The 11,778-nt window shown below is 66.1% G+C and carries 8 protein-coding genes; 3 read left to right on the top strand and 5 right to left on the bottom strand.

Going from position 1 to position 11,778, the window contains the following annotated elements:
- Positions 1 to 96: 96 nt before the first annotated feature.
- Positions 97 to 1,566, top strand: coding sequence for a cobyric acid synthase (locus ACTDI4_RS14565; RefSeq protein ID WP_442841828.1), 1,470 nt, complete (start codon positions 97 to 99; stop codon positions 1,564 to 1,566).
- 72 nt (positions 1,567 to 1,638) lie between these two features.
- Here ACTDI4_RS14565 and ACTDI4_RS14560 read toward each other — a convergent pair whose 3' ends face one another.
- The 5 genes from ACTDI4_RS14560 to ACTDI4_RS14540 form a co-directional block, all read right to left on the bottom strand.
- Positions 1,639 to 3,273 (bottom strand): ABC transporter ATP-binding protein, encoded by a 1,635-nt coding sequence (locus ACTDI4_RS14560; protein ID WP_442841827.1) that lies wholly within the window; start codon positions 3,271 to 3,273, stop codon positions 1,639 to 1,641.
- Entirely contained in the window at positions 3,270 to 4,145 is an 876-nt protein-coding gene (locus ACTDI4_RS14555) for an ABC transporter permease (protein ID WP_442841826.1), read from the bottom strand. Before ACTDI4_RS14555 ends, ACTDI4_RS14560 begins: the two co-directional genes overlap by 4 nt.
- Entirely contained in the window at positions 4,142 to 5,089 is a 948-nt protein-coding gene (locus ACTDI4_RS14550) for an ABC transporter permease (RefSeq protein WP_442841825.1), read from the bottom strand. Before ACTDI4_RS14550 ends, ACTDI4_RS14555 begins: the two co-directional genes overlap by 4 nt.
- Positions 5,090 to 5,132: 43 nt before the next feature.
- The gene (locus tag ACTDI4_RS14545; RefSeq protein ID WP_442841824.1) at positions 5,133 to 6,611 is read right to left on the bottom strand and encodes an ABC transporter substrate-binding protein; all 1,479 of its coding nucleotides are present in this window, start codon (positions 6,609 to 6,611) and stop codon (positions 5,133 to 5,135) included.
- A gap of 111 nt (positions 6,612 to 6,722) precedes the next feature.
- Positions 6,723 to 8,000 carry an acetylornithine deacetylase/succinyl-diaminopimelate desuccinylase family protein gene (locus ACTDI4_RS14540; RefSeq protein WP_442841823.1) on the bottom strand — a complete coding sequence of 426 codons (1,278 nt, stop codon included), beginning with the start codon at positions 7,998 to 8,000 and terminating at the stop codon, positions 6,723 to 6,725.
- A 200-nt stretch (positions 8,001 to 8,200) separates the two neighbouring features.
- On the opposite strand from ACTDI4_RS14540, the gene ACTDI4_RS14535 reads away from it, so the two are divergent.
- Together ACTDI4_RS14535 and ACTDI4_RS14530 are read left to right on the top strand one after the other, a co-directional pair.
- Positions 8,201 to 8,632, top strand: coding sequence for a L,D-transpeptidase (locus tag ACTDI4_RS14535; RefSeq protein ID WP_442841822.1), 432 nt, complete (start codon positions 8,201 to 8,203; stop codon positions 8,630 to 8,632).
- 154 nt (positions 8,633 to 8,786) lie between these two features.
- Positions 8,787 to 11,636 (top strand): molybdopterin oxidoreductase family protein, encoded by a 2,850-nt coding sequence (locus ACTDI4_RS14530; RefSeq protein ID WP_442841821.1) that lies wholly within the window; start codon positions 8,787 to 8,789, stop codon positions 11,634 to 11,636.
- Positions 11,637 to 11,778 lie beyond the last annotated feature (142 nt).

Here is an 11,778-nt window from a genome sequence, read left to right as displayed (position 1 = left end):
CTTATGGGAACCGGGTGTGCGCAAAATGATATTCCGGAGCAAGCCGTGACGACAAATTTCCATCAACCGTCCGCTGCGTGGCAGGGAGCCTGAGGAATGGCGCGCGCGATCATGCTGCAGGGTACCGGCTCGGACGTCGGCAAGACGGTTCTGGTGGCCGGCCTGTGCCGGGCCGCACGCCGGCGCGGCCTCGTGGTGCGGCCCTTCAAGCCCCAGAACATGTCGAACAATGCCGCCGTCGCCGATATTCCCGGCGAGGCGCAAGGCGGCGAGATCGGGCGGGGGCAATGGCTGCAGGCGCTGGCCTGCGGGGCCGCGCCCACCGTCCACATGAACCCGGTGCTGTTGAAGCCGCAGACCGATGTCGGCGCGCAGGTGGTGGTGCAGGGCAAGGTGTTCGGTCAGGCGGGTGCGCGCGACTACCAGGACCTGAAAGGCCGGCTGATGGCGGCGGTGCTCGATTCCTGGGGCAAGGTGGGCGAGGGCGCCGATCTCGTCATCGTGGAAGGTGCGGGCTCGCCGGCCGAGATCAATCTGAGGCCGCGCGACATCGCCAATATGGGCTTTGCCACCCGCGCGGACGTGCCGGTCGTCCTCGTCGGCGACATCGATCGCGGCGGGGTCATCGCAGCGCTTGCCGGCACGCATCTGATCCTGCCGGAGGCAGACCGGCGCATGATCGTCGGCTGCATCGTCAACAAGTTCCGCGGCGATGTGAGCCTGTTCGACGAAGGGGTTGCGGCAATTGAGAAATTCACCGGCTGGCCCTGCTTCGGCGTGGTGCCGTGGCTGAAGGCGGCGGCACGGCTGCCTTCCGAGGATTCGGTGGTGCTGGAGCGGGCGGCGGCAGGCGGGAAGAAGGCGCTGAAGATTGCCGTGCCGATGCTGTCGCGCATCGCCAACTTCGACGATCTCGATCCGCTGAAGGCGGAGGCGGGCGTCGAGGTGGTTTTCGTCCCGCCGGGCCGCAGCCTGCCGGCCGACGCGCGGCTCGTCGTCATCCCCGGCTCCAAGTCCACCATCGGCGACCTGATCCGCTTGCGCGAAAACGGCTGGGATCGCGACCTTGAAGAGCATCATGCCCGTGGCGGCCATGTCGTCGGCATCTGCGGCGGCTACCAGATGCTGGGGCGTACCGTGCGCGATCCCCACGGCATCGAGAGCGGTGCCACCGAGGCCGAAGGGCTCGGCCTGCTCGACGTCGAGACGGTGATGGAGCCGGAAAAGACGGTACGCAACGTTTCCGCCCGCTCGGTTGCCTTCGATGTGCCGCTGGAGGGCTACGAGATCCATCTCGGCCGCACCGCGGGGCCGGATTGCGCGCGGCCCGTGGCGCTTGTGGACGGCGTGGCGGACGGCGCGACATCGGCCGACGGCAGGGTGTTCGGCACCTATCTGCACGGATTGTTCGGAGCCGACGGGTTCCGGGCCCGGTTCCTGCAGGAACTGGGCGTGGCGGGCGCCGGCATCGACTACCGCGGCGCGGTCGAGGCCGCGCTGGACGAGATCGCGGCCGAACTGGAAGCGTGCCTGGATTGCGACGCGATCTTCGGCCTGGCACGGTAGGCGAGGCCGGCGAAGGCGCTCCGCCTGTTGCGTCCAGGTGCGGGGGAAGGGCCAAGGGCGCGCAGCGGAGGTTCAGCCCTGCTCCTGCATCCTCCTGGCGATGGCCCGGTGCAGGTCGGGTGCCGCGGCCACCAGTTCGCGGGCGGCATCCGAGACCGGATTGCCGAGCACTTCGGCGGTGCGGCCGCGTTCCACGATGCGGCCTTCATGCATGACCATCACCTCGTCGGTGATGGCGCGCGCGACGGTGAGGTCGTGGGTGATGAAGAGATAGGCCACGCCGAGCTTGTCGTTCAGGTCGGCGAACAGGTCGAGAATCTGCGCCCGGATCGACACGTCGAGCGCCGAGACAGGCTCGTCGGCCACCACCAGCTTCGGCCGCGTGATGATGGCGCGCGCGATCGACAGGCGCTGGCGCTGGCCGCCGGAAAATTCGTGCGGATATTTGTCCATGTCGGCCGGGGTGAGCCCCACTTCGGCCAGCGCATGCGCCACCATCTCGCGCCGCTCGGCGCGGCCCGGCTTCCTGTCCAGCACGTGCAGCGGCTCGGCCAGCAGCCTTTCGACCTTCTGGCGGGGGTCGAAGGAACCATAGGGGTCCTGGAACACCACCTGCATGTCGCGTCGCGCCGCCCGCAACTCTCCTTCGTTTCTGTCGGTTATCGTCTCCCCGCGGAAGCGGATCGTTCCCGATGTCGGCCGGTCCAGCGCCAGGACCATGCGCGCCAGGGTGGACTTGCCGCAGCCCGAGCGGCCGACCAGCGCCACGGAGCTGCCGGGCGCGATGGAGAAGGAAACGTCGTCCACCGCGCGCGCCGGCTCGCCGCGCCGGAACAGCGAGGGCCGGCGGCCGGGATAGTCGCGCGTGAGGTTTTCCGCCGCAAGCAGAGGCGGTGCCTGGTTGCTTTGCGCAGGAGAGGGCGAGGCACGGCGCCGTTGCGGCACATGCATGGATGCCTGCGCCAGTTGCCGCGTATAGGGATGGTCCTGCTCCGACAGCGTGCGGGCCGTCTCACCGGTTTCCATCACCTCGCCGTGCCGCAGGATGGTGATGCGGTCGGCCATCTCGGTCACCACGGCAAGATCGTGCGAGATGAGCAGCAGGCCCATGCGGTTTTCCCGCACCAGATCGCGCAACAGGTCCAGGATCTGCGCCTGCAGCACCACGTCCAGCGCGGTAGTCGGCTCGTCGGCGATCAGCAGCTTCGGCCTGAGCGCGCAGGCGATGGCGATGACCACGCGCTGGCGCTGCCCGCCCGACAGTTCGTGCGGATAGCGCGACAGCGGGAATTTCGCCGCGGGCAGGCCGACCCGGTCGAGCATGTTGCGCGCGCGCTCCTCGGCCTCGGCGCGGCCGGCGCGCGTGTGCCGGCGTATGCCTTCCGCCACCTGTTCGCCGATGGTCTTGAGCGGGTTGAGCGCCGTCATCGGCTCCTGGAAGACCATGCCGATGTCGTCGCCGCGCAGCGCGCACATCTGCTCTTCGGTGGCCGCCAGCAGGTCGATGCCGTCGAAGGCCACGCGGCCGGAGGCATTGGCACTGAAAGGCAGAAGCTGCATGACGGTGAGCGCCGTCATCGACTTGCCCGACCCCGATTCGCCTACCAGGCCCATCACCTCGCCCCGGGCGACCGACAGGTCGACGCCCTTGAGGATCGGCACGGCGCCGATCGACAGCGTCAGCTTCTCGATCTCCAGAAGGCTCATCGGCGCCGCCGCGATTTCGGGTCCAGCAGGTCGGCGAGGCCGTCGCCCAGCAGGTTGAGCGCCAGCACGGTCACCACGATGGCGAGGCCCGGAAAGATCGCCATCCATGGCGCCACGGCCATGCGCGTCTGCGCGTCGAACAGCATGCGCCCCCAACTCGGCATCGGCGGCTGGGCGCCCAGTCCGACATAGGAAAGACCGGCCTCCGCCAATATGCCGAGCGCGAACTGGATGGTGCCCTGCACGAAAAGCAACGTGGCGATGTTCGGTAATATGTGCTCCAGCGTGATCAGCGTCTTGCCTTTGCCAGCCGCGCGGGCGGCCAGGATGAACTCGCGCGGCCAGATGGAAAGTGCCCCGGCACGCGCCACGCGCGCGAAGACGGGAATGTTGAAGATGCCGATGGCGATGATGGCGTTGACCGCGCCCGGCCCGAAGATCGCCGTGATCATGACTGCCGAAAGCAGGGCGGGGAAGGCGAAGACGAGATCGTTCAGCCGCATCACCGCCTCGTCCAGAACGCCGCCGCGCGCCGCCGCCAGGCAGCCCAGCGGCACGCCGACGCCCATGCCGATGCCCACGGCCACCAGCGCCACGGCGATGGAATTGCGCGCGCCCAGCATGATCATCGAGGCGATGTCACGGCCGAAATGGTCGGTGCCGAACCAGTGCGCCGGGGAGGGCGCCTGGTTGCGGTCGGCCACGATCAGCCTGGCTACGTCATAGGGTGTCCACAGGAAGGAGATGAGCGCCATCGCCGCAATCAGCGCGGTAACGACGAACCCGATGAGGAAGGAGCGATTGGCAAAGGCCTTTGCCATGGTGTGTCTTGCGCCGGCTTTTTCCTCGGGCAGGGAAGCGGGCAGCGTCATCGGCCGCGCCTCAGGCGCGGGTCGACCAGTGCGTAGGACAGGTCGACGATCAGGTTGACGGCGATGACGCTGGCGACCAGGAGCATGACCACGCTTTCCACCACGATCAGGTCACGCTGGGTGATGGCCTGGAACACCAGCCGTCCGAGGCCGGGCAGGTAGAAGACGTTCTCGATGATGACGGTGCCGGCGAGCAGGAAGGCGAACTGCAGGCCCATGATCGTCACAACCGGGATCAGCGCGTTGCGCAGCGCATGCCGCCACAGCACGGCCCGCCAGGGCAGGCCCTTGGCGCGGGCTGTCCGGATGAAATCTTCCGAAAGCACCTCCACCAGCGCCGAGCGCGTGACGCGGGCCAGGATGGCGGCCTGCGGCAGGGCTAGTGCCACCGCCGGCAGGACGAGCGCCTTCAGCGCCGGGCCGGCACCCGCGCTCCAGCCGGGAAAGCCGCCGGCCGGCACCCAGCGCAGCCACACGGCGAAGAGGTAGACCAGAAGCAGCGCGAACCAGAAATTGGGCACTGCCACCCCGAACTGTGCGGCGCTCATGGCCAGGGCGTCGCCCATGCGGCCGTGGCGGCTGGCCGAATAGATCCCGACCGGCAGCGCGATGGCGGTGGACAGCGCAAGCGCGATCAGTGCCAGCGGCAGCGACACCATCACGCGCTCGCGCACGAGGTCGATCACCGGCACGGAATAGGTATAGGAGCGGCCGAAATCGAGGCGCAGGATGCCGCCGGCCCAGTGGAGATAGCGCAGCAGCAGCGGGTCGTTGAGGCCCATCTGGCTGCGCAATTGCTCAACCTGCCCGGCGCTGGCGTTCATGCCCAGCATCAGCCGGGCCGGATCGCCCGGCACCACCTCCAGCACGGCGAACACCACCACCGACGCCAGCGCCAATGTGACGATGGCGGTGACGAGGCGCTTTGCCAGATAGGCGCTCATGCGGCTGTCCCCTTGCCCTCCCCATCGGGGGAAGGACAGGCGCTCAATCCGCCCATTTCACCTTGGTGAGGTCGTTGGCCTGGATCGGCGCGTTCTGCCACATGCCTTCGAGCTTGGCGTCCCACACGCCCACTTTCGGCAGCTCGAACAGGAAGCCCACCGGGGCGTCGTCGGCCAGGATCTTCTGTGCCTGCTGGAGCAGTTCGGTGCGCTTGGCCTCGTCGGAGGTCAGGTTCAGCTCGTCGATCACCTTGTTGAACTCGGGGTTCTGGTAATTGAAGTAATATTCCGGCCGCGAATAGATATCGATATCGTTGGGCTCGGTGTGCGAAACGATGGTCAGGTCGTAGTCCTTCTTGGTGAAGACCTGATCCAGCCATTGCGCCCATTCCACCGGGATGATCTCGGCATCGATGCCGATCTCGCGCAGTTCGGAGGCGATGATCTCGCCGCCGTCGCGCGCATAGGGCGGCGGCGGCAGCTTCAGCGTCGTCTTGAAGCCGTTTTCGAGGCCCGCTTCCTTCAGTAGTTCCCTGGCCTTCTCGACATCGTGCGGGTAGCGGCCGGTGAGATCGACATAGGCCTTGTTGGAGGGCGCCATGTGCGAGCCGATCGGCACGCCGAACCCGCCCGAGGCGCCGTCGATGATGGCCTGGCGGTCGAGCGCATAAGACACGGCCTGCCGCACCTTGAGCTGGTCGAAGGGCGGCTTCTTGTTGTTCATGGCAAGGATCGTCTCGCCCTCCGTCGCGCCGACGACCACCTTGAGGTTCGGGTCGTCCTTGATCTGCGCCACTGCATCAGGCGGGAAGAAGGGGAATGCCTGAACGTCGCCCGAAAGCATAGCCGGCACGGCGGCGGCTGCGTCCGGGATGATGCGGAACTCGGCCTTGTCGAGGAAAACGGGTTCCCCCCAGTAATCGTCCGATTTCACCAGCGTGATGGAGGCGCCCTTGGCCCAGTTCTGGAACTTGAAGGGGCCGGTGCCTATCGGCTTTTCCTTGTTGGTGTCGGCCGACTTCGGCGAGACGATCACCGCGTCGCCCCAGCCCATATTGTAGAGGAAGGAACCCTGCGGATGCTTCAGCGTGACCCTGACGGTGGCCGGGTCGACTGCCTCGACCTTGTCGATGGCGGCAAACAGGCCCTTTTGCGCGTTCTGGGAATCGGGCGCCATGGCCCGCTCGAGCGAGAACTTCACATCATCGGCCGAGAAATTGGTGCCGTCGTGGAACTTTACCCCCGAATGTAGGTGGAACTCGTAGGTCTTGCCGTCTTCGGAAATGTCCCAACTCCTGGCGAGTGCCGGCAGCACCTCGCCATTGGGGCCGATTCGGGTGAGGCCCTCGAACACGTTGGCATAGAGTACCTCGTCGATCGCAGCCGCGGCTCCCGCCGTGGGGTCGAGATGCGGCGGCTCCAGCACCACGCCAAGCACCAGGTCGGTGCGCACGGCTTGTGCCGCCGTTGCCGACGCAAGGGCGATCGCTGCCGCGCAAAGAGCCGTCTTCCAGATTTTCATGGCCAACTCCCATGTTCCCGAGCCGCGCGGATAGAAGCGTGAAATCGATGCGGAGTAAACCGCATTGTCGCGCGGCGGCGGGTTTGGTTGGGGCTGTCTGGCGCCGCCGTTTTAGTCCGCCCCTCCGCGCAGCAGCACGTTGAGCCCCGTCGCCATCACTTTGGCCGATTGCACCATGTCCTCGATGCCGACCCACTCGTCCGGCCGGTGGGCAAGGTCGAGTATCCCAGGACCGTAGGCGATGCAGTCGTAAAGCCGGCCGATGCGGAATATGTGCTTCTGGTCGTAGGTGCCGGGCGAGATGACATAGTCCGGCTCGCGGTCGAATATCTCCATGATGCCTTGCGCCACCGCCCTGACCACGGGCGCATCGCGGTCGGTCATGGTGGGCTGCACCTCCATGATGTCGCGGATGGCGTAGTCGAAGTTTTTGCGATCGCGCTTCAGCCGGTCGAGGATCGAGACGACCTCCCCCTTCACGTCCTCTATGGTCTCCTCGAGCAGAAAGCGCCGGTCGATGGTCAGCCGGCACGAATCCGGCACGTTGGGCGAGGGCAGGCCGGGCCGGAAGTCCTCGGTCTGGCCGCCATGGACGGAGTTGAGATTGAGCGTCGAGCGCCGTGCCCCGGGCGGCACCACCGGCATGGTCGTGCGCCTGGCGTCGAGCGCCGGGAACAGCTCTTCCTCGAAGGCGGCCAGCACCGCCCCCATGTGCCGCACCGCGCAATCGCCGAGGAACGGCATGGAACCGTGGGCGATCTCGCCTGTGGTCTCGATCTCGGCCCACCACACACCGCGATGGCCGAGGCAGATGCGGTCCTTGTTGAGCGGTTCGGGGATGATGACGTGGTCGACCCTGGGCTTCGAGAAATAGCCTTTTTCCGCCAGATAGCCGACGCCGCCGAAACCGCCCGATTCCTCGTCTGCCGTGCCGGAAATCTCGATCGCGCCGGGAAAGTCGGGAAAAGTTTCCATGAAGGCTTCTGCCGCGATGATGGAGGCGGCCAGCCCGCCCTTCATGTCGCAGGCGCCGCGGCCATAGACCCGGCCGTCCTTCACGACCCCTGCGAAGGGGTCCATCGTCCATCCCTCGCCGGCTTCCACCACGTCGATATGCGAGTTGAAATGCACCGTCTGGCCGGGCACGCGGCCGTCGAAGCGGGCGACCATGTTGACGCGCGGATAGCGGTCGGTGTCGCCCGGCGTGCCCTCGGCACGGATCAGCTCGGCCTCGAAGCCGAACCTGCGCAGACGGGCGGCGAGATACTCCGCGCATGGTCGGTAGGCGTCGCCCGGCGGGTTGACAGTGGGGAAGCGGATAAGATCGGCCGTCAGCGCCACGAGGTCTTCGGTGCGGCGCTCGACCGCTTCGAGCAGTCGTTCCTTCATGGCTTGAGTTGAGCAGGGAAGGGGGGCGCATGGCAAGCCCCGGCCGGTGGAGAAAGCCATCGTTCAAATTCGCCCGCCGGCGGTAAGCATTTCCGCAATGGTTTGTCGCGTACCGTGTCTATCTGCACCGCAAGGAAGCAAAAGCCCGCTGTCGCCAAGAGCATCGGGCGGTTGGAACGAAAAGAGGGACGGGAAAGACGATGAGGAAGTCCATTTTGACGGCCGCGGCATTGGGAGCGATGCTTTTTGGTGCTGTCGCGCAGGCAAGATCGGGTAGCCTGGAAGCGCGGATCGACGTGGGCAGCCAGATCATGACCGTCTCCCGCCAGGGACAGGTGCTGTACCGGTGGAAAGTGTCGACTGCGCGCAAAGGCTATGTCACGCCACGCGGCACATACCGCCCGCAGCGCCTGCATCGCATGTGGTATTCGAAAAAATACGACAACTCGCCCATGCCCTATTCGGTTTTCTACCATGGCGGCTATGCCATCCACGGTACCGGTGCCGTCAAGCAACTCGGCCGCCCGGCCTCGCACGGCTGCGTGCGCCTGAACACGACCCATGCAGCAGCCTTTTATGCGCTGGTGCGCGAGGTCGGCATGAGCAACACCCGCATCGTCGTCACCAACTGAATTAGCGGCGCCGCTCCGCCGATCGGCGGCAGAGAGCATAGGCTCCCTGTTCGACCGGCATTTTGCGGACATATTTTGCGCTTGAAGGTTATTGCCGGGCATTTCCTTTCCCACCGCTGCCCGCTACGACTTGAGCGGGGGAGGAGCTTTGCCGATGAAACCCAGGGAGCGGGTCGCGCTTTCAAGGCCGGTCGCGGACGAGGTGCGCAAGACCACCTGCTACATGTGCGCCTGCCGCTGCGGCATCAACGTTCACATCAAGGACGGCAAGATCCGCTACATCGAAGGGAACCGCGACCATCCGGTCAACAGGGGCGTGCTGTGCGCCAAGGGTTCGGCCGGCATCATGCAGCACTACGCGCCGGCGCGGCTCAGAGCGCCGTTGAAGCGGGTGGGCCCGCGCGGCTCGGGCGAGTTCCAGGAAATCTCCTGGGAGGAGGCGCTGTCACTTGCCACGGAATGGCTGGGAAAGGCGCGCGCCGACGACCCGAAAAAGCTCGCCTTCTTCACCGGCCGCGACCAGTCGCAGTCGCTCACCGGATTCTGGGCGCAGCAGTTCGGCACACCGAACTATGCCGCCCATGGCGGCTTCTGCTCGGTGAACATGGCTGCGGCCGGCATCATGACCATCGGCGGGGCCTTCTGGGAGTTCGGCGCGCCGGACTGGGAGCGGACAAAGCTGTTCGTCATGTTCGGGGTGGCCGAGGACCACGATTCCAACCCGATCAAGATGGGCATCGCCAAGCTGAAGAAGCGTGGCGCCCGCTTCGTCTCGGTCAATCCGGTGCGCACCGGCTATTCGGCGGTGGCCGACAACTGGATCGGCATCCGCCCCGGAACCGACGGGCTGTTGATTCTGTCCGTGGTGCATGAACTGCTGAAGGCGCGTAGGATCGATGTCGATTATCTGGTGCGCTACTCCAACGCCACCTGGCTGGTGATCGACGCGCCCGGCACTGCCGATCATGGCCTGTTCGCGCGCGACGGCGAAGGCAGGGCTCTCGTCCACGAGACCGTGACCGAGCATATCGTGCCCTTCGGCACCAAGGGTGCGCGGGCGGCACTTTCGGGTCGCGTGCAACTGGATGACGGCCGCTTCGCCGTGCCGTCCTTCAAGCTTCTGGCCGAAAAATATCTCGACGAACAATATGCGCCGGAGGTGGTGGCCGAGGAAACCGGGGTGGCGGCCGAAACCATACGCGGGCTGGCTGCCGAGATCGCGCGGGTGGCCTTCGACGAGGAGATCTTCATCGAGCAGCCGTGGACGGACGTGAACGGCCGACGCCACCAGCACTATGTCGGGCGGCCGGTATCGTTCCACGCCATGCGCGGGCTTTCGGCCCATTCCAACGGCTTCCAGACGGCGCGCGCCCTTCACATGCTGCAGGTGCTGATCGGCGCGGTCGACTGTCCGGGCGGCTTCCGCTTCGAGCCGCCCTATCCGAAGCCTCTCTCCGCGCATCCCACGCCGCATGGAAGGGCCGAGCATTTCGGCTCCAACAAGCCGCTTTCGGGGCCGCATCTCGGCTTTCCGCGCGGGCCGGAAGACCTTCTGGTCGACGACAAGGGCCAGCCTGCCCGCATCGACAAGGCGTTCTCCTGGGATGCGCCGATCGCCGCGCACGGAATGATGCACATGGTGATCGCCAACGCCCATGCCGGCGATCCGTATCCGATCGACGTGCTGTTCATGTACATGGCCAACATGGCATGGAATTCGTCCATGAACACGGCCGGCACCATCGAGATGCTGGAGGACAAGGACGAAGCGACCGGCGAATACCGCATTCCGAAGATCATCTATGCGGACGCCTACGCCTCGGAAATGGTCGCCTATGCCGACCTTGTGCTGCCCGACACCACCTATCTGGAGCGCCATGACTGCATTTCGCTTCTCGACCGGCCGATCTCCGAGCCCGACGCCGTGCAGGATGCGATCCGCTGGCCCGTGCTGGAGCCCGACCGCGACGTGCGCGGCTTCCAGACGGTTCTGCTCGATCTCGGCGCACGGCTTGGATTGCCGGGTTTCGCCGACAGCCACGGCAAGGCGCTTTACAAGGACTATGCCGACTACATCGTGCGCCACGAACGTCGCCCCGGCATCGGCCCTCTGGCCGGCTTCCGCGGGCGGGACGGCGACAGGGCGGGGCGGGGTGCGGCCAACCCCGACCAGTTGCGGCGCTATATCGAGAACGGTTCCTTTTTCTCGGCGCATATCCCGATGGAAGCGCAGTTCTTCAAGCACGCGAACCAGGCCTACCAGGACTTCGCCGTGCGCATGGGCTTCTTCGACACGCCGCAGCCGGTGACGTTCCAGCTTTATCAGGAAACGCTGCAGAAATTCCGCCTGTCGGCCGAGGGGATACGCGAGCCGAAGGCTCCGGAAACCCATCGCCGGCGCATTCTCGACGCCTTTTCGCCGCTGCCGGACTGGTATCGCCCGCTCGGCGAGGCTCTGGTCGAGCGCGAAGCCTATCCCTATCACGCCATCACCCAGCGGCCGGCGGCGATGTATCACTCCTGGGGGTCGATGAATGCGTGGCTCAGGCAGATCCACACGAGGAACCCGCTCTATGTGCCGGGGCCGATCTGCGATCGCCTCGGCCTCAAGGACGGCGACTGGGCCTGGGTGCTCTCCCATCACGGCCGCATCAAGGTCGAGGTGGCGCGCATGGAGGCGGTCAATTCCTCGACCATGTGGACCTGGAACGCCATCGGCAAGCGCTCCGGTACGTGGGCGCTGGATGCCGATTCGCCGGAAGCGAGAAAAGGCTTCCTTATGAATCACTTGATCCATGAGCTTCTGCCGCCGCGCGAGGATGGATTGCGGCTTTCCAATTCCGATCCGGTGACCGGGCAGGCCGCCTGGTACGACCTGCGCGTGCGCATCGAAAAGGCCGAGGCGGGCGATGCGATCAGCCTGCCGCATCTGCCGGCCGTCGCGCAGCCGGAACCGGAGCCGCACCCGGCCCAACTGCGCTACGGCCAGGAGTGGGCGCAATGAGTTCACTTATGCACTGGGTGACATGTGGTTCTACCCCTCTCTGGCCTGCCGGCCATCTCCCCCACAAGGGGGGAGAGAAGCTGTCGCGCCGGCTTTCGCTAATCGTTAGCGGTGCAGAAGAAGCGGTGAGGCCGAAGCTGCC

Source organism: Mesorhizobium sp. PUT5, assembly GCF_052216645.1.
Taxonomy (GTDB): Bacteria; Pseudomonadota; Alphaproteobacteria; order Rhizobiales; family Rhizobiaceae; genus Mesorhizobium.
This window is presented reverse-complemented; position numbering and strand designations above follow the sequence as displayed.